Origin of the sequence: Arthrobacter sp. SLBN-100 (assembly GCF_006715305.1) — a bacterium.
In the GTDB taxonomy this organism is placed as follows: Bacteria; Actinomycetota; Actinomycetes; order Actinomycetales; family Micrococcaceae; genus Arthrobacter.
Window position 1 is genome coordinate 3492338 of sequence record NZ_VFMY01000001.1, and the last position, 22439, is coordinate 3514776.

Sequence of the window (22439 nt, forward strand, 5' to 3'; positions counted from 1 at the left end):
AGTTTTAGGGGCCTGCCGCGCTTGTGATTGAGTGGAGGCATGCCTTTTCCCCGGTCCGGCCGGGCCCTCCATAGCCTTTCCGCTGCAGCGATGAGTGCCCTCCTGCTGGCCAGCGCCATGAAACACTTCCGCGACCCCCGGTTCTACCGCCGAGTGGTGCCGGACTACCTCTGCCTGGAGGACAGGGAAAGCGGTACGGAACCGCACCGCCGTCGGCCGTTCGCCGTGATGACCAGGGAGGAATGGATCGCTGTAAGCGGCTTGTTCGAACTGACGGCCGCCGTCGGCATCCTTGTTCCGCCGGCGCGCAAGGCAACCGCTACCGCCGTCACCGCCATGTTCACCGTCTTCCTGGCCGGGCACGCCGGCGCGCTCCGGCTTGCCTACGGCCCGGAAGGAACTCCCCTCGAGCGCACGGTGCATAGTCTGCGGCTCCCGCTGCAGGCGCCGCTCATCCTGTGGGCCTGGAGCCTGCGAAAGCCCGCGCTGGGAGCCGCCAAGCCCGCGCTGGGAGCCTGGACGTGACGCTCCTGTCGTCCCCGGCCATTCGCGTGGGACTTTCCATCAGTGTTGCCACCGGGCTGTATGGCGTCTCCTTCGGCGCCCTGTCCGTCACGTCCGGTTTGGACTTCTGGCAGACTATGGCGTTGAGCCTGCTGCTGTTCAGCGGCGGATCGCAGTTCGCGTTCATTGGCGTGGTGGGCGGAGGCGGCTCGGGCATCGCAGCCATGAGTGCGGCCACGCTGCTGGGCATGCGCAACGGAATCTATGGCATGCAGCTCAACGCGCTGCTGCACCCCACCGGGTGGCGCAAGTACGTGGCCGCGCAGGTGACCATCGACGAGTCCACCGCCACCAGCACCGGACAGACCGATCCCGCCGAGCAGCGCCGCGGCTTCTGGACCGCGGGCCTTGGCATCTACGTGCTCTGGAACCTGTTCACTGCGGTGGGGGCGCTTGCCGGCAGCGGGCTGGGCGACCCGAAGCAATGGGGGCTGGACGGCGCGGCAGTAGCTGCTTTCCTGGCACTGCTCTGGCCGCGCCTCAAGGGCCGCGAACCGATCGCCATCGCGGTGGTTTGCGCGCTGGCCACGGTGGTGGCGGTGCCGTTTGTTCCCGCCGGCGTACCGATCCTGGTGGCGGCCGTCGTGGCGGCGGTGATCGGCTGGTACAGCCACGGGCGCAGCGACGAGGGCCTGGAACCGGATGTGGATCCCTACCGGGAGCACCACCACCGCGGCGCGGATCACCGGCACGGTGAAGACCGGCAGCACGGCAACGGCGTATCCGGGGTGGACACATGAGCCTCTGGATCTGGCTGCTCCTTGCCTGCGCCCTGGCCTATGCCTGGAAGCTGGTGGGGTACTTTGTCCCGGCCAAGCTCCTCGAGAATCCCCGGATGTCGAGGGTGGCAGGAGCCATGACCATCGGATTGCTGGCGTCCCTCACCCTGGTTAACGCTGCGGCCTCCGGGCAGTCACTGGCTGCCGACGCCCGCCTGGGCGCCCTCGCGGCCGCAGCCATCGCACTGGCAGTGCGGGCGCCGTTCCTGCTGGTGGTGGTGGCGGGTGCGGGAACTTCTGCCGTGCTGCGGATGCTCGGCTGGAACTGAGCCGCCATAGCCAGCGCGACACCAGTCACTGGTGTTGGGCACCGGCAGCAGCCAGTCAGGCTACTCCGTGCGCAGCGGCGTCGCTTGAATTTGAACTGACCGGATCGGAGCGGCGGGCGCTTTCTTCAACTCCCATCTCATACCAGGCCTGGGCGCCGTACTCCGGTTCGGGAGTGTCCAGATTCTGGAAAAGGGCATCCAGCAGTTTTGCCAGTTCCTCCGCCGGGAGGGTGGGAAGAACTTCCTCTGGGCCGCGCGGATCGTTGATGTAGTGCAGAAGCCTGGAACTGTTCATCACGAGGCGGCCATCGGCCGGCGGTGCAGGAACTGGGGCATAGGGTGCTCCATTTGGAAGGAACAGAGAGGCTGGCTGCGTAACCCACTTGAAGTGTATTGCACCCACTCCGGTGCCCACAATGGGGAATCCGCCGCGGAAATCCCGGTTATCCCGGGTTCGTTTGGACTGTCTGTCCGGAGTTATGCCCCTGTAAACCCTGTCAGGGGAGGGGCGTCACGGGAACGGCCGGCACCGGCACATGGGCAGGAAGCGGCCGGCTGGGCCTGACGGTCCTGATGGCGTCCTCCACCAGGGCGAGGGGCCGGCGCCAGGCATCCGATCCCGGTTCCATGGTGTCCACAACTCCAATGAGCATCGCCAGCAGCCGGAACATGTCCGTCATGGAGATGTCCTCGCGCAGGCTTCCCTGGCCCTGCCCGCGTACGAGCAGCACGCTGATCGATTCCATCAATGCGCCCGTAATGCCGGTCAGCAGTTCCCTGCGCCCGGCAACGGCGCCGAGGAGGTTTGCGTCGTCGCTGGCCGCCGCCATCAGGGCCTCCAGGACCCGGAGCAGCCCCGCGGCGGCGTCGATATCTGCCAGGGCACCGTCCACCACCGGATCAACTGTGAGCCGGAGCTGCCGGTTAAGGGCCGCAAGCACCAGCTCCTCCTTGTCGGAAAAGTTCCTGAAGAGGGTGGCGGGCCCCACCCCCGCCGTTGCTGCAATGGTCTGGAGGGGAACTTCCGGGCCGAATTCGCGGAAGCATTGGCGCGCAGCCGTGATGATCTTGTCCACGTTCCGCGCTGCGTCGGCGCGGAGGGGCTTGCGGGCGACTGCGAGGCTCATGCCAAAAGGTTAGCAATGGAGGTCCTGCCGTTCACCGTTACTGGGGGGTAGGGGGTTTTGTGACGGCGGCAGCGGTTTGCTCCGCCTGCGCCGGCACCTTTGCCATGGCACACTGGCCCTATGCTGCTTGCCTTTTCTGTTGCCCCCTCCGGTACCCCTGCTGAAGGTTCCCGGCCCGCGGACGCATCCGTTCACGACGCCGTCGCCGCCGCTGTGAAGATCGTCAGGGAGTCAGGCCTGCCCAACACAACAGATTCAATGTTCACCACCATCGAGGGTGAATGGGATGAAGTTTTCGATGTCGTGAAGCGCGCAACGGAGGCGGTGGGCCGCTACGGCAGCCGCGTCTCCCTGGTCATCAAGGCGGATATCAGGCCGGGGTATTCCGGCGAGCTGACGGCCAAAGTGGACCGCCTGGAAGAGGCACTCGCCGAGGGCGGTTCGTAAGGCTGCTGCGCCGGTGGCCCGACTCCCCGCTTGGTGAATCCTCTGGACCCGCGGGGAGCCCCGTGCCAGACTGTGCCCATGTTTGAGCACAAGCCCCGGCCGGAGTGGACCGCCACCGAAAAGTTCCTTTCCGACGTCGTGGTTCATCCTGATCCGGCCCTTCTCCGGGCGGTGCAATCCGCCGCTGATGCAGGCATGCCGCCCATCGAGGTGGCACCCAACGCCGGCAAACTCCTGAAGCTCCTGGTGCAGCTGTCCGGCGCCCGCCGGGTTCTGGAGATAGGCACGCTGGCGGGTTTCAGTACCATTTGGATGGGCCAGGGACTGCCCGCCAACGGCACGCTGGTGACGTGCGAATTCCTCCCCAAACATGCGGAAGTAGCGTGGGCAAATATCGACTTCGCCGGGCTGGGACAGAAGGTGGAGATCCGGCTGGGACCTGCCCTGGACACGCTCGCCGCATTGGCCGAGGAGGAAAGGGACCCGTTCGACTTCATCTTCATTGACGCCGACAAAGAGAACAACAGCCGCTACTTGGACTGGGCGGTGCGCCTCGGGCGGCCGGGCAGCACGGTGGTGCTGGACAACACCATCTGGGAGGGTGCGATCCTGGACCCTGGCATGGATCCCGTCAATGCACCCGGGATCGTCGACGCCCTTAAGCTGCTGGGCGAGCACCCCCGGCTCGACGCCACCGTCATTCAGACTGTGGGCTCCAAAGGCTGGGACGGATTCGCGCTGGCCCGGATCAGGTAGGGGCTGTTCAGGCAGCCGAACGAATGAGGGCCTTGCAGGCCCTGCCGGAGGGCCGCAGCAGCAGCCTGTCTTCCGGCAGCCGCCTTGAGGAGTTTCCTCAAGGACTGGCCGCCACGGCATCAGTCACAGAACCCGCCTAGCCGCTTAGCACTGAAACTGGCCGGGAAATGGAGCCGGCAGGACGAAAAAAGGGCTGCTGCGAAATTCGCAGCAGTCCTTTTTCAACCGTTTGGTTTCCGGGAACCTAATCCTTCTTGAAAGCGTCCTTGACTTTTTCGCCGGCCTGCTTCAGGTCGGCCTTGGACTGGTCCATCTGACCTTCAGCGCGCAGGCTTTCGTCGTCCGTGGCCGCGCCTGTAGTTTCTTTGGCCTTGCCGGCCATCTTTTCGGCGGCATTGTCGATCTTGTCATCCAAACCCATGGTGATTCTCCCTTCGGCTGGTGGCCGGCGGACGATAATACGCCGGTCATGCTCTCATGCTAACCAGCCAAAGACGCCTTCAACAGGTCTGGCAGGAACTCACACCAGATCAGGCGCGCTGGCCACGATGTAGTCGGCGGCGGCGGGGCCCGTCATGGACAAGTTGTTGCTGTCCGGGCTGATTCCGCGGGCCTGGAGTGCTTCCCACAAGGCTTCCGGGGCCTGAAGTTGCTCTTTCTGGAGCAGGCACCAGCTGGTGTAAAGCCCGTAGAGCTCATCGCGGCGAAGGCCCAGTCCGGGCTCCCTGTCTGCGACGACGGTTTCAGCAATAAATTGTTCAAAATGGGTGGCAGGCATGTTCGCTCATTCGGGGTCGACCGTATTGCCGCCGTATCTGCTTCAGCGGCCCTGCGCGGCTCCTGGGGTGCCGAGCAGAGTAAACATGAAACTATGGCAGAGGGGTTCACTTTGTCCAGTCGCGCGTCATTCCGCAGAATCGAGGGGGCCGACGGCGACTGGGGGGACTGGCCTCGGTCTCAGAAGAGGCCATCTCACCGCCGGCCCCGCCTTGTCCCGGACCACCTTGTTAACCCGGGAAACCTCAACAGAGCCTTTACAACAATTTTCCCCTATCTTGAAGGTCCTGCCTAGCCCCCGCCAAACGGCGACCCCACGCCTGCCGTCCGCCGCCTGCCAGGGGTCCGCGGCCGCTTACTCCCGGCCGGTACTGCGGCCACGGAGCTTGTCCCGGACCTTGTCGCGATGCCGGTCCGCGGACTGGCCGGAACGCTGGCTTCTGTCCGCACTCTCACCGGAGTCTTCATCCCGGCCGTTCGCTGCGGTGTACTTTTCACGCAGTTCGCGCCCGCGCCGGATATCCTCTTCCTCCTGCTTCTGCAGCTTCTCGCTCTTCTTGGTGTCCCGCGGCGGCAGTTGGATGGTTTCCTCTGCCTCGACGCCTGCCTGGAGCTGGCGGCCACGCTCCATCTCTGCGTCGAATTCCGCACCGAAGAGCAGGGACATGTTCAGGATCCACAGCCACAGCAGCATCACGATCACGCCGCCCAGGGCGCCGTAGGTCTTGTTGTAGTTTCCGAAGTTGCCCACGTAGAAACCAAAGCCAAGTGACGCGATCAGGAAGACGAACAGTGCAATGCCGGAGCCCATGCTCATCCACTTGAACTTGGGCTGCTTGACATTGGGTGTGGCGTAGTAGAGCACGGCAATGATCACGATAATAAGCGCCACCATCACAGGCCATTTGGCAATGTTCCAGATGTTGAGGAAGGCACCGCTAAGCCCGATCAGCCCGCCCACTGCCTCGGCAACCGGGCCGCTCAGGACCAGCATGCCCGCCAAAACAGCGACGATGGCAATAGAAAGGAGCGTAACCACCAGCATGGTGCCGCGCAGCTTGACGAACGGACGCCCTTCATCGACCTCGTACACGCGGTTCATCGCCCGGCCGAAAGCCCCGACGTAGCCGGATGCGGACCAGAGCGCGGTGGCGAGCCCGATCACCAGTGTGAAGCCTGCTGCCGGCGCGTTGGCCAGCTCCTCCACGGTGCCGCTGACGGTGTTGACCGTCTCCGCAGGCGCGAACCCGCGCACGATCTCCAGCAGGGCAGTGGTGGTTTTTTCCGGGTCCCCAAAAAGCCCGATCAATGAAACCAGCGCCAGTATGGCCGGGAACAGGGACAACACTCCGTAGTATGTCAGGGCTGCCGCGAGGTCCGGGCACTGATCCTTGCTGAATTCCCGCAGGGTCTTCTTGAAGATGTATTTCCAGGACGGCTTGTCCACGTCCGTGGGGCTGTCCGGCTTCCGGGTGTCGTTCGGATCCGGTGCCTGACCTGCTTTGGCGGTGCTGGTTTCGGAAGAATCCTGAGTGGCCATGGGTTGTCCTCTCGCTAAGGGTGCAAAAACTGACAGGCCAGCTCCGCGGGAGGGCGGGGCCGGCCTGTCAGGGTGATACTCAATGCCTTAGGGTGCCGCGTTGGACGTTTACGTGTTCTGGACGTGGCCTTTGGCATCGGTGGCGCGGTCCTTGACGTCGGTGACGGCGCCCTGGCCTTCGGCTTTGACGTTCTGGACACCCTCGGTGGCGGTGGCTTTGACGTTTTCCATCGCTTCCTGGGCCGGTTCCTTCAGGTCCTGGACCATGTCCTTCGCGGCGTCGGTGACCTGGGTGGCCAGGGGCTGCGCGGCGGTCTTGAGCTGGTCCGCTGCTTCGCGTTCCTTCTGGCTTGGCGGGATCAGGGACGAGACGAGCATCCCGGCGCCGAACGCGATCAGGCCGGCGGCCAACGGGTTGCCCTGGGCTTTGGCCTTGACCTGGTCCGGTGCGTGCGAAATCGCGGTCCCGGCATCACTGAGTTTGGCGCCGACGTTGTCCCTGGCGTCGTGCAGGGTGTCGGTGGTGTGGTGCAGGGCGCCGCCGGCGTGGCCGGTGCCCGCATGGACCCTGTCCTGCACACGGGTGGTGGTGCTGTCTGCTGCTCCCATGATTCGCTCCTTCGCCCCGGTGACGGCGTTTTTCACTTTGTCGGTCTGGCGGTGGACGACGTTGGAGGGGGTGACCTTGTCGGCGACCGCGTCCACGTTGGTGCCCAGGCGGGCGCGGGTGGCTTCTATGTCTGAACGGATTGCGTCCGGGTTATCGCTCATCGGTTTACCTCACCTGGTTTTAGGGTTGGGGGAATTTCAGAGAGTGTTTCGCCGGTCTGGGGCATGCCCTGGATCTGCTTGAGTTCCTTGCGCCCGATGGAGGCCAGGATCGCGGCGATGATGGCCCAGATCACGGCGACGATCACGGCGGCCCAGCCCAGCGGCATCAGGGCGTCCAGGGCGAACATCAGGGCCAGGGACAGGAAGACCAGGACGAAGTGCCCGGCGACGCCGGCGCCGGCGAGCATTCCTCCGCCTTTGCCGGCCTTGGTGGCGGACTGTTTCAGTTCGGCCTTGGCCAGCTCCACTTCCTGGCGCATCAGGGTGGACAGGTCCCGGGTCACATCACCCAGGAGCTCACCCAGCGATGCGTTGTCCGCCTTTACATGCGCCGCAGCCGGCGGCGTCTCCGGAATCTGGCTACTCATCACAGTCCACCAGACTGGCCGTCCCTGGAGCGGTCCCGGGTGAGGGGATCGCCGGCCATGGGGTCATCGGCAAGGCTGCGGTCGCCGAGGGGGTCCTCGGCCGTACGGTTGCCGGACCAGGGCTCTTCTTCAACGAGGTCAGGACTGCCCAGGGGGCTGGCGGTGGACATGGCTGAGGGGTAGACGGTGCCGGGAGCACCGCCCTCATAACCAGCCGTAGTGGTGGCAGGGCCAGGAAGCTGGACCGGCGGGGGCGGAACTGTTCCGCCGGCCGGCGCGTAGCCCTCGGTGTACTGGTCACCGTAGGGGCTGGCGTACTGGCCTGTGAGCCCCCTGCTGCTGGTGCCTGCCTGGCTTTGGGTTGCGCCTGCGGTCAGGCCGCGGGTGAGGCGGCCTGCCAGGACACCAGCGCCTGCCGCAAGCAGGAGGAAGGTGCCCGGGCGGTTCCGGGCGAACCTCTGGACTTCGCCGAGCAGGTCGCCCGGCTGCCTGTTCTCCAGCCAGGAAGCCACCGATTCGCTGCGCTGGGCGGCCTGCCGGACCAGGTCGCTGGCCATGCCCTGCTGATCGGGGGCCTCAGCCATGCTGTGCAACTGGCTGGAAATGGTCCGGAGGCCTTCGGCTGCCTTCTGCTGCTGTGTGCCGGCCTGGCTGGTCAGTCCCGACCTTGCCTGGGCCAGCAGATCCTGGGCGCTGTACTTCGCCTCGGCTGCGACGTTGGCAACTTCTTCCTTCGCCGTCTGGGCCACGTTCTGCGCGGAGCCCGCTGCAGTCCGCGCCACATCTGCTGCTTCTTCCTTCGCTGCTTCCTTGCGGGACGTCCCGGAGGTGTCGCCGGCGGGTACCCCGCCATATTGGGGAGTAGCGGCGGACGGGAAAGTGGTGGCGCTTCGCTCGCCCGGAATTCCTGTGGAGGCCGGCGGAGCCGTGTAAGCGGGATCCTCGGGCCATTGGTTCTCTGTCATCTTCGCTCTCTCTTTCCAAGAAGGCCGGTTGTTGATCAAGAACCAGCGATACTGGCCCTAAAATAATAAGCATGATTACTAATAAAAGGTAAGTACGCTTGCTAAGCGAGTTATAAACGGTTCCAAAAAGTCAGCCGGAACGGCTTCGCGGCCGGTCCGGTCACATCGAAGTGGAAGTGGTGGGTAATTTGGAAATAGCTCCATGGGTTTGGGTGTTGATCGCCGTAGTCGTGGTGGTGCTGATTGTGCTGCTGCTGCTCACAACAGGACGGCGCCGGAAGGCAATACAGCAAAAGCGGGATGACGCGCACCGCGAGAAGGCGGCGGAGATTCGCCGCGAGGCCCAGAACAAGGAACTTGACGCCCGGGAGCGCGAAGCAAAGGCGGCGCGCGCCAGGGCGGACGCGGAACGGGCGCAGGTTGAAGCGGCGCGGCTGAGCCAGCACGCGGACCAGCAGGCCACAGAGGCCGGCATCATCCGCGATGACGTAAACGAACGGACGCGGAAAGCGGACGAGCTCGACCCTGACGTCACGACGGACCGCCGCGACCGGAGGAACCGCGACGACGCCAACCATCACGATGCTGCCGGGAGGGTGGGAGATCCTGCCCGCGGCACTGCTGCTGCCCACGATGGCGTCCGCAATGATGGCGTCCGCAATGACGGCGTCCGCAATGACGGCGTCCGCAATGATGGAGTCCGCGACGACGATGGCCGGAACAGCGGCCGCAACGAGGCGGACGGTCCGGCCGGGGGCAGCCATGTTGACAGGGAGAACCCGCGCCCGGGTATCTAGCCTATCGGCGGTGTGGCTTGCCGCGGCTTCAGGACAGGGGAGGGAGCTACTCCTTCCCCTGTCCCCACGCCCGCCAGCACGTCAAGGACTGCCTCCACTGATGAGCTTTTCGCTTCCCACCCCAAGATCCGGCGGGCACGGCCGGTGTCCATGACCGGTACGCCCGCGGCCATCTCAACCCACCCCGAGTCCGTGGGCAGCAGGCGAAGCTGCCAGGCGAAGCCTACGAGTTTGTGAAGCAGTCCCATGGGGATGGGCAGAATCCTCCGCGCCCGTACGATCCGGGCGAGTTCCTGCGGCGTGAGCACCGGCTCCGCTGCGATATTAAAGGCGCCGGACGCCCGCTGATCGATGACGCGCCAATAAGCGTCAGCGACGTCGTCGGCGTGGACGGCCTGGAAAATGAGGTTGTCCGGGGCGGGCAGCAGGGGAACCCACGGCCTTTTTGGCAGGAGCCGGGGGATGACCGGCCCCAGGAAGTACCGGCCGATCTCGCTCCCGGCATCGCGCTGGAAAATGAGTCCCGGCCGAAGCCTTGCCACCCCGATGCCTGGCTCGGCCGCGGCAAACTCGTCCAGGAGTTTCTCCTGCGCCGCCTTGTGCCGGCTGTAATGGGATCCTGCCATGCCTTCCGCAGGCCATGATTCATCCGTACGCCCGTCCTTGGGGGCCTTGCTGTAAGCGCCGATTGATGACGCACAGACAAAATGTTTGGTGCCGGCCATGCGCGCGGCTTCCAGGACATTCGCTGTTCCGGTCACGTTGGTGCGGTACAGCTGGTCCAGGTCCCGGTTGGGTTGAATCTGCCACGCCAGGTGCACCACGCAATCAACCCCCGCCAGCGCGGATTCCAGCAGGGGGCGATCGCTTTCCAGGCCCACATCGAGCGCATGCCATTCCACCCCGGCGTAGGGAGCGCGGGAGGTGTCCGGCCGGCGCCTGCTGATCCCTGTCAGCTGCAGGCTTCCCGGCTTCCTGGAGAGCTGGCCCTGCAGGTTGCGCAGCAGGGCCGTCCCTGCATTTCCGCTTGCTCCGGTAATGGCGATGCGCATGACAAAGACTCCTTGGCAGGGGGTGCGGTTTCGTCTTACATGCTGAGCCTAATGCCGCGAAGGATTGTTTTATAAGCAACCTTATGATTTCCTACTGCTAAGTCTTGCCGCAGGCTTCGGAACCAGACCCGAGGGAACCAACGACAATGCCCGAATCTTTCGCCGCGCTTGCCGTGGACATTACTCCAGTCCAAGAGCCATGCCTGGAACCTCCGAGGGAAATCCGCCGCGCCAGCAAACAAGGGCGGCTCCGCGAGACCTTCGAAAATGACCTGGTCCTGGCCTACCTGGACCTCGCCGAAGCCCTCGCTGCCCGTTTTGAGGCCCGGGGCCGGGAACGTGCGGACCTGAACCAGGTGGCCTACCTTGGACTGGTCAAGGCCGCCCGCGGCTTCGACCAGACCAAGGGGGAAAGTTTTCCCGCCTACGCCGCCCCAACCATCGCCGGGGAGTTGAAGAGATACCTGCGTGACCGCACGTGGGTGGTCCGGCCGCCCCGGCACATCCAGGACCTCCGCACGAGGATGTTCCGGGTGGAACCGGAGCTGGTGCAGGCGCTGGGCAGGAATCCCAGTGTGGACGAACTGGCCACGGAGCTGGGGACCGACGCCGCCGAAGTCCAGGAGGCCATCTCGGCGTCGAGCAGCATGCACCCCGACTCCCTGGACGCAGCCAACCCGCACAGCGACGCCCCCTCGATCGGCGATTTGCTCGCCTGCCCGGAAACACCCCTGGAGCGGCTCGAGGACCTGGCATGCCTGCGTGATGCCATGCAGGACCTGGATCCCGCGGACCGGGAACTGCTGTACCGCCGCTATTTCTGTGAGGAAACCCAGGTCCAGTTAGGGAAGCGGCTGGGAATGTCGCAGATGCAGGTTTCGCGTCGGCTGGCCCGGGTGCTCGTGGAACTCCAGCGGCGCCTCCTAAGCAACGGGCAGGTAGACAGCGTCCGGGCGGAACCGGACCGGGCAGCGGGCTCTTTCCCGTCCGCGCGAAGCACCGCCGGCGAGGCAGTTTCAAGCACAGCTTCCAGCAAAGCTGCGTCCCGCCGCGCCAGTTCCAGGGCCGGAAACAGATAGCCCGCCAGGCGTGCCAGCGGCAGCGCCGGCACCGGCCGGAAGCCCGGCGCAGTCCTATCTTGCCTGTTCAAACCCCCCTCCTGTGACCAGTCGAAAGGTGAGAAAAGCAGCAGCACTTGTTTAGGAGCAGCAGCAGTGGGGAACGGAGGGGGTATGGAAAGCTCCGTAACCTCCAAGTTCCGCGCTGTCCTGTTCGACCGGGACGGGACGCTGGTGATCGATGTGCCCTACAACGGGGACCCCGGACGGGTCACCCCAATGCCGGGGGCCAAGGCAGTCCTGGATGCACTTCGGGCAGACGGGATAGCCACCGGAGTCATCAGCAACCAGTCCGGAATCGCGCGGGGCCTGATCACCGCCGCGGACGTGGCAGGCGTCAACGCCCGGGTGGAGGAATTGCTGGGGCCCTTTGACGTGTGGGAGGTATGCCCGCATTCGGAGCAGGACAATTGCTCCTGCCGCAAGCCCGCGCCGGGAATGGTACACAGCGCCTGCCGCAGGCTCGGCATCCAGGAATCGGAGGCAGCGCTCATCGGCGATATCGGCGCTGATGTCCGCGCCGCCGAAGCCGCCGGAGCAACTGGCGTCCTCGTTCCGACTCCGGTAACCCGGGCCGAAGAGGTGGCCGCGGCCCAGCTGGTGGCCCGGGACCTGGCCGAAGCCGTCTCGCTGCTGGTGGAGCAGCCCTGATGGGCCGCGTCCTGGTGGCACGCCTGGACAGCATGGGCGATGTCCTCCTGGCCGGGCCGGCAGTACGGGCCGTCGCCAATGGCCGGTTCCCCGACGGCAGCCGGCCGAACCAGGTGGTGATGCTCTGCGGACGGCAGGGTGAAGCGGCGGCAGGAATGTTGCCCGGCGCCGCAGAGGTCTACAGCTGGGACAGCCCCTGGATCATGAACCCTGCCCCCCGGATGACAGGCCCGCACGCCGACAGGCTCATCGAGTACGTCCGGAACTCCAGGATCACCGAGGCGGTCATCCTCACCTCCTTCCACCAGTCGCCCCTGCCGCTGGCCCTGCTGCTCCGCCTGGCCGGTGTGGAAAGGATCACCGGGGCATCCACCGATTACGCCGGTTCCCTGCTGGATGTCCGGCTCAAGCCCGGTGAAGACTTTCCGGAAGACCAGCCCGAAGCCGAACGCGCCCTGGGCATCGCCGAGGCGGGCGGGTTCCGGCTCCCGGCCGGGGACGACGGCAAACTCCGCGTCACGTCCGTGCCCGACGTCAGGGACCTCGTGGGCGATGACCCTTACGTGGTGGTGCATCCGGGAGCCGCAGTCCCTGCCAGGGCATGGCCGCCGCTGCACCATGCTGCCGCCGTCGAACTCCTGCAGGGGGCCGGGCGCCGGGTTGTGGTCACAGGCGGCCCCGGCGAGACCTCGCTCACTGCCACCGTCGCCGGACCGTCGGCCATCGACCTCGGCGGCCGCACGGACCTCCATACCCTCGCCGGGGTGATGGCGGGGGCGGACGCCGTCGTCACCGGCAACACCGGCCCCGCGCACCTCGCCGCAGCCGTAGGCACCCCGGTGGCCTGCCTTTTTTCGCCCGTGGTGCCAGCCATCCGCTGGGCGCCGTACGGCGTCTCACTGGAGCTGCTGGGCGACCAGAACGCCGCCTGCCGAATGTCCCGGGCGCGGGACTGTCCCGTTCCCGGCCACCCCTGCCTTGACTCCGTCGCACCCGAGGAAGTGGTGGCGGCCGTGGAACGCCTGATCGGCGGAGTGAGCTCTTTCAGCACCCACGTCAGCACCCGTAGAAAGGCCCGTAACAGATGAGAATCCTGCTCTGGCATGTCCACGGTTCCTGGACGGACGCTTTTGTCCGCGGCCGTCATGAGTACCTCCTTCCGGTCCTGCCGGGAGGTGGTGCCTGGGGACTGGGCCGTGCCGGCAGGGACTGGCCGGCGTCAGTGCGCGAGGTGGACCTGGCGGCACTGGACGCCGACGCCGTTGACGCCGTCGTTCTTCAACGTCCTGAGGAAATCGACGAAGTTGCCCGGCTGCTGGGCCGGAGGCCGGGTGTTAACCTGCCCGCGGTTTACGTGGAGCACAACACCCCCAAGGGCGACTTTCCGTTAACCCGGCACCCGCTCGCAGACCAGCGGGCCATCCCCCTGGTGCACGTCACCCACTTCAACAGGCTGGCGTGGGATAACGGATCCGCCCGCAGCCTGGTGATCGAACACGGGATTCCGGACCCGGGCCAGCTCTACACGGGAGAGTTGCCGGAGCTGGGCGTGGTGGTGAATGAACCCATCCGCCGCGGACGCGTCACCGGCACGGACCTGTTGCCGGCTTTCGCTTCGGTTGCCCCGCTCCAGGTCTTCGGCATGAAGACCGACGGCCTCGCGGCCGCCGCGGGAATTGAAGAGTCGCGGCTGACGGCCCGGGGTGACCTCAAGACAAGGGAACTGCACCGGGAACTGGCCCGCTGCCGCGTCTATGTACACCCGATGCGGTGGACGTCCCTGGGGTTGTCCCTGCTGGAAGCCATGCACCTGGGAATGCCGGTGGTTGCCCTGGCCACCACCGAAGCGCCGCGGGCGGTGCCGCCGGAGGCCGGCGCCGTGTCCGCCGATATCGATGAGCTGCTACGCTGCGCTCAGCGGCTGGTCGCCAATCCGGATGAAGCCCGACGGTGCGGCGTTGCCGCCCGGGAGGCGGCACTGGAACGCTACAGCCTGGGCAGGTTCCAGGACCGCTGGGATGAGCTCCTCGCGGACCTTGGCGGCCGGCTCCGGCACTCCGACAACGGACGCCTGGAAGAGAAGATCCTTGTTCCGGCGCGAGAGAGGAAGACGCCATGAAGATCTCCATGATTTCCGAGCACGCCAGTCCGCTGGCGGCGTTGGGCGGAGTGGATGCCGGCGGGCAGAACGTGCACGTTGCCGCGCTGTCCGAAGCACTTGCCAAGCGGGGCCACCAGGTGACTGTTTACACGCGCCGGGATGCAACGGAGCTTCCGGAGAGGGTCCGTGTGGGCCGCCGGTTCGAGGTGGTGCACGTGGACGCGGGACCCGCCCGGCACGTCCCCAAGGACGAGCTGCTGCCCTACATGGGCGAGCTTGCCGACGGTGTGGCAAGGGACTGGAGCCGGCGGGCGCCTGATGTGGTGCACGGGCATTTCTGGATGTCCGGCGTTGCGGCCCTGGACGCTGCCCGGCGGCCGGAGCAGGGCTACCGCGTTCCCGTCATCCAGACCTTCCACGCCCTGGGCACGGTCAAGCGGCGGCACCAGGGCTCGGAGGACACCAGTCCGGCCGAACGCCGCTGGCTGGAGCCCGGGGTTGGACGTTCCGTGGACCGGATCGTTGCCACCTGCTCCGACGAAGTTTTCGAACTCAAAGCCATGGGCATCAACACGGGCAAGATTTCCATTGCACCCTGCGGCGTGGACCTCGGCTTCTTTTCGGCTGACGGTCCGGCGGCCGCCAGGCAGCGCAAACACCGCATCCTCTCTGTGGGCCGCCTGGTGCCGCGCAAGGGAGTGGACCTGGTGATCCGGGCGCTGCCCTACCTCCAGGATGCCGGCTTCGACGACGTCGAACTCCTCATTGTGGGCGGCGGCGCAGAGTCGGGTGTGCTCCACGCCGATCCGGAGGTCCGGCGCCTGCTGGAGCTTGCCGGGGAACTGGGAGTTTCGGACCAGGTGAACCTGCAGGGCCAGGTGTCACGCGGCGAAATGCCCGGCATCTTCCGCAGCGCCGATGCCGTAGTGTGCGCGCCCTGGTACGAGCCCTTCGGCATCGTCCCGCTCGAGGCCATGGCCTGCGGCGTCCCGGTGGTTGCCGCCGCCGTCGGCGGCCTGCGGGATACGGTGGTGGACCACGGAACCGGGCTGCACGTGCCGCCCCGGGACCCCGAGGCCATTGCGTCCGCGCTGGCCCTGCTGCTGGAGAACCCCGCGCTGCGGACGGAACTTGGCAATGCGGGCAAGCGGCGTGCACGGACCAGGTACTCCTGGGACCGGGTGGCGGCCGAAACCGAGAAGGCGTACCAGCTGGCGGTGGCCGGGGCTGCCGCGGGCGTCGTCCCGATGGAAGGAGCGGCATTGTGACTGCGGAATGGTCCCTTCGTGAAGCCGATGTACCGGTCCTGGCACGGCCGGCACCCCTGCCCGCGGTGCTGCCCGGCGCCACTTTTGTGGATCCGGACAGCGAGGAGGCGGTGCGCACGCACCTGGACAATGTGCTGCCGGCCCTCGATTCGCTGCGGAGCCAGTCCGGCCGGCTCGCGGCCTGGGGTGTGGAGCTGGCCCAGCGCCTGCTCCGCGGCCAGCGGCTCCTTGCCGCCGGAAACGGCGGTTCAGCTGCGGAGGCCCAGCACCTCACTGCGGAACTGGTGGGCAGGTTCGACGGCGAACGGGTTCCGTTCTCGGCCATCTCGCTGCACGCGGAGTCCTCGGCGGTGACGGCCATCGCCAATGATTACGGCTACGACGACGTCTTCGCCCGCCAGGTGCGCGCCCACGGCCGCTCAGGCGACGTACTGATGCTGCTGTCCACCAGCGGCAAGAGCCCCAACCTGCTGCGGGCTGCCGGAGCAGCATCACGCCTGAACATCACCACCTGGGCGCTCACGGGAACCGGTCCCAATCCCCTGGCTGACGCCTGCGACGAGGCGGTCATGATTGAGGCCCTCAACGCGAATGCCCAGGAGGGGCATCTCATCGCGCTGCACGCCGTCTGCCGCGCCTTCGACCTGGAAGTGGGCCGGCGCGGCGCCGCTGAGGCGCCGGCCTTGACAAACCTCGGCGGCCAAAACCCGGGCCTGCAGAAGCGGGGTGGCGTGGCATGAGGATCGTAGTGGTGGGCGATGTGATGCTGGACGTGGACCTGTCCGGGGAAGCCACACGGCTGAGCCCTGACGCGCCAGTGCCCGTGGTGGACGTGTCCGGCGTCAAGCGCCGTGCCGGGGGAGCCGGCCTTGTAGCCCGGATGCTTGCCGGGGACAACTGGCCTGTCACGCTGGTGACCGTCCTGGGCGATGACGACGCCGGCCGGCAGCTTGAAACACACCTCGCCGGAGTGCGGCTCGTCTCAGGTCCCAGTGGTTACCCCTCGCCGGTCAAGACCCGGGTCAGGGCAGGATCGCATCCCGTGGTCCGTTTTGATCAGGGCTGCGAAAAGACGCCTGTTCCGGAGGTCAGCCCGGCCATGCTCCGGGCGGTGGAGAAAGCCGGCGTGATCATTGTGGCCGATTACGGCCGCGGCCTGGCGGCCAATCCGCAATTGCGGGAGCTCCTGGCGCGGCTGGCGGATGAGGTGCCCATTGTGTGGGACCCGCACCCTGCCGGGCCGGATCCGGTGCCGGGAGTCGCCGTCGTCACGCCTAACCTGGCTGAGGCGCAGAAGGCGGTGCAGTCGCGCGGCCGGAAGGAAGCCCGGCCCACCCCCGATTCGGCCGCCGAGGTGGGCGGGATCCTGCTCGAGGAATGGGGCAGCCGGGCTGTCCTGGTCACCAAGGGCGAACAGGGAGCCGTCCTGTGCCGGCCGGGCCGCAGTGCGGAACACGTTCCCGCGCCGAGGGTGGAAGCCGGTGATCCCTGTGGTGCCGGAGACAGGCTTGCTGCCAGCCTTGCAGTGCACCTCCTCGCCGGCCGGGGGCTGGACGAAGCCGCCGTGCTGGCTGTCCACGACGCCGCGGACTTCCTGGCCAACGGCGGGGTGTCTGCCCTCCCCGACGCCGAGGAGCCCGCGCCGGTCCAGCCCCGCATCAGCGATCCCCTGCTGCTGGCCCGCGCCGTGCGCGAAAGCGGCGGCAAGGTGGTGGCCACCGGCGGGTGCTTCGACCTGCTGCATGCCGGGCACGTCCGGTCCCTGGCGGCTGCCCGCGAACTGGGGGATTGCCTGATCGTTTGCCTGAACTCGGACGATTCCGTGCGGCGGTTGAAAGGCCCGGAACGGCCCATCATCGGCCAGCATGACCGCGCCGAGCTGCTGCTCGCCATGGAGTGCGTGGACGCTGTGATGGTTTTCGACGAAGACACTCCCGAGGCTGCCCTGGAACGCCTTCGCCCGGACATCTGGGTCAAAGGCGGCGACTACAAGGGCGCCAGCCTGCCGGAAGCTGCCTTGGTGGAGAGGTGGGGCGGACGCTGCGTTACCGTCCCCTACCACCCTGCACGTTCCACCACCGGCCTGGCCGACGCGCTCGCCAAGGTGAGCTGACGGCCCAGCTGAGCCGACCGCCACCGTGAGCCCACCGGCCCGACGTGGGCCGATCAGCCCACAAAGAAGTTTTGTTTTCCCGATCGAAAGGAACACCATGACTGCAGATTCGAAATCGCCTGGACGCGTGCTCGTCACCGGAGGTGCCTCCGGACTGGGGGCCGCCGTCGTCGAAGCCGTCCTGAAGGCAGGCGGCACCCCGGTGGTGCTGGACCGGGACATCAGCAACGTGTCCGCGGTGAAAGCCTTCGAAGTGGACGTCGCGGACCGGCTGGCCGTGGAGGCTGCAGTGAAGGAAGCCGCGGAATCACTCGGCGGGCTCGAGGCTGTGGTGACGGCGGCAGGCATCGACCGTTGCGGCAAGCTGGCCGACGTCGAGGCCACCGAATGGGAAAAGGTCATCGGGGTCAACCTGATGGGCACCGTCTCTGTGGTGCGGGCTGCCCTGCCCTACCTCAAGTCCTCCCACGGCCGGGTGGTGACTGTCGCCTCGACGCTGGGCAAGCGTGCCGTGGCCGACGCCACCGCCTACTGCGCGTCCAAGTTCGGCGTGGTGGGCTTCAGCCACGCGCTGGCTGCGGAAACCGGCGGGGAAATCGGGGTGACCACCATGATCCCGGGCGGCATGAAGACGCGCTTCTTCGATGACCGCACCGAGCAGTACAAACCGCAGGATGATTCGCGGCTCAACGACCCCAGCAACGTGGCCGAGGCGATTCTTTTTGCGCTGTCCCAGCCCACCGGGTGCGAAGTCCGCGAAATGCTGATCTGCCATGAGGAAGAGGGCTCCTGGCCCTAAGCACAACCACCCATGCCGGAACCGACGGGAGGAACATCATGCCCAGCATTGCCACGGATACCACTGCACAAGATTCCACTGCACAGGATTCCACTGCAGAAGCGGAAATAACTGACACCAACGGCATCACCATCCGGAACCCACGGACCGGTGACGTCCTGTGGACCGTACCGGAGGCCGAACCGGACGCGGTGTCGCATGCCGTAGAGGTGGCGCGCCGTGCTGCTGCGGAGTGGGCCTCCACTGCGCCGGCAGAGCGGGGCGCCGCCCTCCGGAAGGCTGCGAAGGCACTCGAGGCAGCCGCGCAGGAACTTGCCGAGCTGAACTTCAGCGAAACGGGCCGGCCGGTTGAAGAGTCCGTCGCCGGCATCGGCGCGGGGGTTTCCACCCTGGAGCAGTACGCGGAGCTCGGTCCTGTCCACCGCGGGCACAGCCTGCGGGGCAACCGGCTCGCCGCCGATTACACCGTGGCCGAGCCCCGCGGTGTCGCGGTCCTCCTGACACCCTGGAATGATCCTGTAGCGGTGGCCTGCGGCCTGATCGGTGCCGCACTGGCCACCGGCAACACCGTGGTGCACAAGCCGAGCGAGCGCTGCCCGCGGCTTGGTGAGGCATTGGGGGAGGTGCTCGCACCCGCTTTTCCGCCTGGCGTTTTCCAGACGGTGTCCGGCGGCGCCGGCGCAGGTGCGCTCCTGGCCCAGTCCGAGGTTGATGTGATCGCGCATGTCGGTTCGAGTGCTTCCGGTGCGCGGATCGCGAGGGCAGGGGCGCTCACGGGAGCCCACGTCATCCGGGAGAACGGCGGCAACGACCCGCTGCTGGTGGACGGCGACGTTGACCCCGGGTGGGCAGCCGGGCAGGCCGCGATCGGTGCCTTCAGCAACAGCGGCCAGATCTGCGTGGCAGTGGAGCGGATCTACGTCCATGAGGCCATTGCCGCGGAATTCTGCACGGCCCTGGAAGCCGAAGCAGCACTTCGTAACAACAGCGGGACCGTCGCGCCGCTGGTGGATCTCCGGATGCGGGACGAGGTCCATTCCCAGGTGGCTGACGCGCTGCGGCAGGGGGCGCGGGTGGTGGAGGGCGGCGCCCTTCCGGACGGCCCGGGCTCCTTCTACCCGGCCACCGTCCTCCTCGGCTGCACCGACGAAATGCAGATCATGACCGAGGAAACCTTCGGGCCCGTCGCACCGGTGCAGGTGGTGAAATCGTTCGACGACGGGCTGCGGCTCGCCTGCAGCGGCAGGTACGGCCTGGCCGCCACAGTCCTGAGCGGCAACATCGCCCACATCCAGCAGGCGGTGGCCGCACTCCCGGTGGGCACCGTCAAGATCAACGAAGTGTTCGGCGGCGCCCCGGGCGGCGCGGCCCAGCCGCGCGGCGAAAGTGGCGCCGGCTTCGGCTATGGCCCGGAGCTCCTGGACGAGTTCAGCCGCGTGAAAGTGGTGCACATCGCGGCGCCGCCCGCAGTTTTCGATAGCGCAGCTGCGGATGGCCAGGAGTCCGCAGCTGCCGGGGAAGCCGTGGCTGCGGAGCGGGACGAGCCATGAGCCTCTCGCCCGACAACCTGCCGGTGGACCCTGCAGACGTCCCCGCCCACCCCGAGAACCTGCCGCTGGACCCCGCCCTGGTGGACCCCGCCCTGGCGGACCTGGGCAGCCAGCGCGCATTGTCGGAGTGGCTCCCCGGCCGGCTGGCAGCAGAAGAACCGGGCATCCTGGTGATCGGCGACCTCATGCTTGATGGCTGGTGGAGCGGCAGCATCGAACGGCTGTGCCGGGAAGCCCCGGCGCCGGTGGTGGATATCCACGTCCGTGAATCAGTTCCCGGCGGGGCAGCCAACACGGCCATGAACCTGGCTGCCCTCGGGGCCCGGGTCTCGGTGGCCGGCATCATCGGAACCGATGACGCCGGCGAGGACCTGCGCAGCCAGCTCGTAGCGGCAGGCATCGACGTGGCCTACCTGCACAGCCACCCGGACATGGTGACCACCACCAAAATCCGGATCAGCAGCGGCGGGCAGGTGATGCTCCGCCTCGACGACTCCGCCACGACGGTGCCGGCCGAGGCGCTGGCCGCACTCGCCGCTTCGGTGCGCGCCGCCGTCGAACGCCAGGACGCGGTGCTGGTGTGCGACTACGGCAACGGGGTACTCGCCGATCCCGTCCGCAAGGGTTTGATCGAAGCGCTGGGGAAGGCCCCCGTTCCCGGCGGGGACCGTCCGCTGCTGGTGGTCGACTCCCATGACCCCCGTCCCTGGGCGCCGCTCCGCCCGGACCTGGTAACGCCCAACGCGCAGGAAACCGCGCGGATGCTGGACCTCCGGCTGCCGGACGGCCAGGAGAGGGTCGACGCGGTCAGCCAGCACGCGGAGGAGTTGCTGGAAGCTACGGGTGCGGGTGCCGTGGTGGTCACCTTGGACCGCGACGGCACGGTGCTGTTAAGGCCCGACGGCGTGACGCACCGTACCTGGGCCCGCCCGGCAGCCGAGAAGCAGGCTTCCGGGGCCGGCGACACGTTCGTGGCGGCGCTGACGCTGGCGCGCTCGGCCGGGCTGCCGCTGACGGCGAGCCTGGACCTTGCCCAGTCGGCCGCGGACGTGGTGGTGCACCAGCCGGGCACCTCAGTCTGCAGTACCGGCCAGCTCAGCCGGTACCTTAAGGCCTTCGCTGACACCGCACTTGGCGCCGATGAACTGGAACGGCAGCTGGAGCTGCACCGGTCCGAGGGCCAGCGAATTGTCCTCACCAACGGCTGCTTCGACGTGCTGCACAGCGGCCATACCCGCTACCTCAACCAGGCCAAGCAGTTGGGTGACGTCCTGGTGGTGGCGCTGAACAGTGACGATTCCGTGCGGAAACTCAAGGGTGCCGGCCGGCCGATTAACTCGATGGCGGACCGTGCTGCCGTGGTGGCGGCCCTGAGCTGCGTGGACTACGTGACGGTGTTTGACACCCCCACGGCGGCGCCCTTGATCCGGCAGCTCCGGCCCGAGGTCTATGCCAAGGGCGGGGACTACACCCCGGAGATGCTGGCCGAAACGCCTGCGGTGGAGGAATACGGCGGCCGCGTGGCCATCCTGGACTACGTGGCCGAGCGGTCCACCACCGCAGTGGTGAAGCGGATCCGCGAGGGCGAAGGAGCCGTGCCCGGTAACTAAAGTGCCCGGCAACTAAGGTTGAACCATGAGTGAAGCGTGGCACGGGTAATGGCAAAAGGCGGAAGGTCAGGCGGCCGGAACAGCAGCCGCTCGGTTGCCGGCGTGGTGGATTTGCCCGCGGGTTCCCGCCAGAGCGGACCCGTTGAAGGCGTGTACTACATCGACACCGGGGACTGCGAACTGATCGCCGACCAGGACAATTCCACCGGCTGGCTCCTGAAGATCAACGGCGTGATGAGCTCGCACATCGACCTGGCGGACCCGCTGTTCCTGGACTTCGAGTACATGCGGTGGATGTCCGCACTCATCGAGTCGCGCTGGCCGCCGTCGGGCATATCGGGGACCAGGCCCAAACTCCGTGGCCTGCACCTGGGCGGCGGTGCCTGCTCACTGGCCCGCTACTTCCACGCCGTCTACCCCGAGGCCCGGCAGGTGGTGGTGGAGCTGGACGGCAAGCTCGCGGAGTATGTGCGCGGCTGGTTCGACCTGCCCAAGGCGCCGCTGCTGCGCCTGCGGGTGGGGGAGGCCCGCGGGGTCACCGAAACGCTGACCCCGGAAACCCGCGACTTCATCATCCGGGACGTTTTCGCCGGTGCCTTCACCCCGCGCGCGCTGACCACTGCGGAGTTCAACCAGCACGTCAAGCACGTCCTGGCACCCGGCGGACTCTACGTGGTGAACTCCGGCGACGCCCCGGACCTCAAGAACGCCCGCGAGGACGCTGCCACCATCGCCGCTGCCTTCAAGCACACCGTGATCATCGCTGACCCCGCCATGCTCAAGGGCCGCCGCTACGGGAACATGGTGATGGCCGGCAGCGATACCCCTTTTGGTGACGACCCGAAGCTGCACCGCCGGCTGCTGGGCGGCGCCGTTCCGGCCCACCTCTGGGACGACGCCCAGGTCCGGGCGTTCGCCGCCGGCTCGCCGGTCCGCCACGACCCGCCGGCGGAGTAG

General features: G+C 67.0%; 26 protein-coding genes. 17 read left to right on the forward strand and 9 right to left on the reverse strand.

Annotated features, from left to right (window positions below):
* The first annotated feature begins 39 nt into the window (after positions 1-39).
* From FBY31_RS16080 to FBY31_RS16090, 3 genes are read left to right on the forward strand one after another with little or no spacing between them, the layout of a single operon-like run.
* Positions 40-525 (forward strand): DoxX family protein, encoded by a 486-nt coding sequence (locus tag FBY31_RS16080; protein WP_142043151.1) that lies wholly within the window; start codon positions 40-42, stop codon positions 523-525.
* Entirely contained in the window at positions 522-1304 is a 783-nt protein-coding gene (locus FBY31_RS16085) for an AzlC family ABC transporter permease (RefSeq protein ID WP_142043154.1), read from the forward strand. The genes FBY31_RS16080 and FBY31_RS16085 overlap by 4 nt, the downstream gene beginning before the upstream one ends.
* Positions 1301-1612, forward strand: a complete 312-nt coding sequence (locus tag FBY31_RS16090; protein WP_142043157.1) for an AzlD domain-containing protein — start codon at positions 1301-1303, stop codon at positions 1610-1612. The genes FBY31_RS16085 and FBY31_RS16090 overlap by 4 nt, the downstream gene beginning before the upstream one ends.
* Positions 1613-1667: 55 nt before the next feature.
* Here FBY31_RS16090 and FBY31_RS16095 read toward each other — a convergent pair whose 3' ends face one another.
* Entirely contained in the window at positions 1668-1907 is a 240-nt protein-coding gene (locus FBY31_RS16095; RefSeq protein WP_142043160.1) for a hypothetical protein, read from the reverse strand.
* 202 nt (positions 1908-2109) lie between these two features.
* Complete coding sequence (locus FBY31_RS16100; RefSeq protein ID WP_142043162.1) at positions 2110-2739, reverse strand: TetR/AcrR family transcriptional regulator; 630 nt, start codon at positions 2737-2739, stop codon at positions 2110-2112.
* A gap of 120 nt (positions 2740-2859) precedes the next feature.
* On the opposite strand from FBY31_RS16100, the gene FBY31_RS16105 reads away from it, so the two are divergent.
* Positions 2860-3186 carry a thiamine-binding protein gene (locus FBY31_RS16105; protein ID WP_142043165.1) on the forward strand — a complete coding sequence of 109 codons (327 nt, stop codon included), beginning with the start codon at positions 2860-2862 and terminating at the stop codon, positions 3184-3186.
* Positions 3187-3264: 78 nt separating this feature from the next.
* Complete coding sequence (locus FBY31_RS16110) at positions 3265-3942, forward strand: O-methyltransferase (protein WP_142043168.1); 678 nt, start codon at positions 3265-3267, stop codon at positions 3940-3942.
* 244 nt (positions 3943-4186) lie between these two features.
* Here FBY31_RS16110 and FBY31_RS16120 read toward each other — a convergent pair whose 3' ends face one another.
* From FBY31_RS16120 to FBY31_RS16145, 6 genes are all read right to left on the reverse strand, one after another.
* Positions 4187-4363 carry a CsbD family protein gene (locus FBY31_RS16120; protein ID WP_142043175.1) on the reverse strand — a complete coding sequence of 59 codons (177 nt, stop codon included), beginning with the start codon at positions 4361-4363 and terminating at the stop codon, positions 4187-4189.
* Between the two features lie 99 nt (positions 4364-4462).
* Entirely contained in the window at positions 4463-4720 is a 258-nt protein-coding gene (locus FBY31_RS16125; RefSeq protein WP_142043178.1) for a hypothetical protein, read from the reverse strand.
* A gap of 354 nt (positions 4721-5074) precedes the next feature.
* Positions 5075-6259 (reverse strand): YihY/virulence factor BrkB family protein, encoded by a 1185-nt coding sequence (locus tag FBY31_RS16130; protein WP_142043181.1) that lies wholly within the window; start codon positions 6257-6259, stop codon positions 5075-5077.
* 108 nt (positions 6260-6367) lie between these two features.
* Positions 6368-7030, reverse strand: coding sequence for a DUF3618 domain-containing protein (locus FBY31_RS16135; protein WP_142043184.1), 663 nt, complete (start codon positions 7028-7030; stop codon positions 6368-6370).
* Positions 7027-7458 (reverse strand): phage holin family protein, encoded by a 432-nt coding sequence (locus FBY31_RS16140; RefSeq protein WP_142043187.1) that lies wholly within the window; start codon positions 7456-7458, stop codon positions 7027-7029. The genes FBY31_RS16135 and FBY31_RS16140 overlap by 4 nt, the downstream gene beginning before the upstream one ends.
* Entirely contained in the window at positions 7458-8423 is a 966-nt protein-coding gene (locus FBY31_RS16145; protein ID WP_142043190.1) for a hypothetical protein, read from the reverse strand. The genes FBY31_RS16140 and FBY31_RS16145 overlap by 1 nt, the downstream gene beginning before the upstream one ends.
* Positions 8424-8635: 212 nt before the next feature.
* Here FBY31_RS16145 and FBY31_RS16150 point away from each other — a divergent pair, with 212 nt between their 5' ends.
* A complete protein-coding gene (locus tag FBY31_RS16150) occupies positions 8636-9220 on the forward strand; it encodes a hypothetical protein (RefSeq protein WP_142043192.1) in 585 nt (194 codons plus the stop codon).
* Here FBY31_RS16150 and FBY31_RS16155 read toward each other — a convergent pair.
* On the reverse strand, positions 9217-10272 hold the full coding sequence (locus FBY31_RS16155; RefSeq protein WP_142043194.1) for an NAD-dependent epimerase/dehydratase family protein: 1056 nt from the start codon (positions 10270-10272) through the stop codon (positions 9217-9219). The two genes, FBY31_RS16150 and FBY31_RS16155, sit on opposite strands and share 4 nt — an antisense overlap.
* A 146-nt stretch (positions 10273-10418) precedes the next feature.
* On the opposite strand from FBY31_RS16155, the gene FBY31_RS16160 reads away from it, so the two are divergent.
* From FBY31_RS16160 to FBY31_RS16210, 11 genes are all read left to right on the forward strand, one after another.
* Positions 10419-11351 (forward strand): sigma-70 family RNA polymerase sigma factor, encoded by a 933-nt coding sequence (locus FBY31_RS16160; RefSeq protein ID WP_142043197.1) that lies wholly within the window; start codon positions 10419-10421, stop codon positions 11349-11351.
* Positions 11352-11504: 153 nt separating this feature from the next.
* Complete coding sequence (locus tag FBY31_RS16165; RefSeq protein WP_142043200.1) at positions 11505-12041, forward strand: D-glycero-alpha-D-manno-heptose-1,7-bisphosphate 7-phosphatase; 537 nt, start codon at positions 11505-11507, stop codon at positions 12039-12041.
* The gene (locus FBY31_RS16170; RefSeq protein ID WP_142043203.1) at positions 12041-13129 is read left to right on the forward strand and encodes a glycosyltransferase family 9 protein; all 1089 of its coding nucleotides are present in this window, start codon (positions 12041-12043) and stop codon (positions 13127-13129) included. The genes FBY31_RS16165 and FBY31_RS16170 overlap by 1 nt, the downstream gene beginning before the upstream one ends.
* Positions 13126-14160, forward strand: coding sequence for a glycosyltransferase (locus FBY31_RS16175; RefSeq protein ID WP_142043206.1), 1035 nt, complete (start codon positions 13126-13128; stop codon positions 14158-14160). The genes FBY31_RS16170 and FBY31_RS16175 overlap by 4 nt, the downstream gene beginning before the upstream one ends.
* Complete coding sequence (locus FBY31_RS16180; protein WP_142043209.1) at positions 14157-15410, forward strand: glycosyltransferase; 1254 nt, start codon at positions 14157-14159, stop codon at positions 15408-15410. The genes FBY31_RS16175 and FBY31_RS16180 overlap by 4 nt, the downstream gene beginning before the upstream one ends.
* Complete coding sequence (locus tag FBY31_RS16185) at positions 15407-16150, forward strand: D-sedoheptulose-7-phosphate isomerase (protein ID WP_235013086.1); 744 nt, start codon at positions 15407-15409, stop codon at positions 16148-16150. Before FBY31_RS16180 ends, FBY31_RS16185 begins: the two co-directional genes overlap by 4 nt.
* Complete coding sequence (locus FBY31_RS16190) at positions 16147-17523, forward strand: PfkB family carbohydrate kinase (protein WP_142043212.1); 1377 nt, start codon at positions 16147-16149, stop codon at positions 17521-17523. Before FBY31_RS16185 ends, FBY31_RS16190 begins: the two co-directional genes overlap by 4 nt.
* 97 nt (positions 17524-17620) lie before the next feature.
* On the forward strand, positions 17621-18322 hold the full coding sequence (locus FBY31_RS16195) for an SDR family oxidoreductase (RefSeq protein ID WP_142043215.1): 702 nt from the start codon (positions 17621-17623) through the stop codon (positions 18320-18322).
* A 38-nt stretch (positions 18323-18360) separates the two neighbouring features.
* Complete coding sequence (locus FBY31_RS16200; RefSeq protein ID WP_142043218.1) at positions 18361-19872, forward strand: aldehyde dehydrogenase family protein; 1512 nt, start codon at positions 18361-18363, stop codon at positions 19870-19872.
* Entirely contained in the window at positions 19869-21482 is a 1614-nt protein-coding gene (gene rfaE2 / locus FBY31_RS16205) for a D-glycero-beta-D-manno-heptose 1-phosphate adenylyltransferase (RefSeq protein ID WP_142043221.1), read from the forward strand. Before FBY31_RS16200 ends, rfaE2 begins: the two co-directional genes overlap by 4 nt.
* A 48-nt stretch (positions 21483-21530) precedes the next feature.
* A complete protein-coding gene (locus FBY31_RS16210; protein WP_142043224.1) occupies positions 21531-22439 on the forward strand; it encodes a spermidine synthase in 909 nt (302 codons plus the stop codon).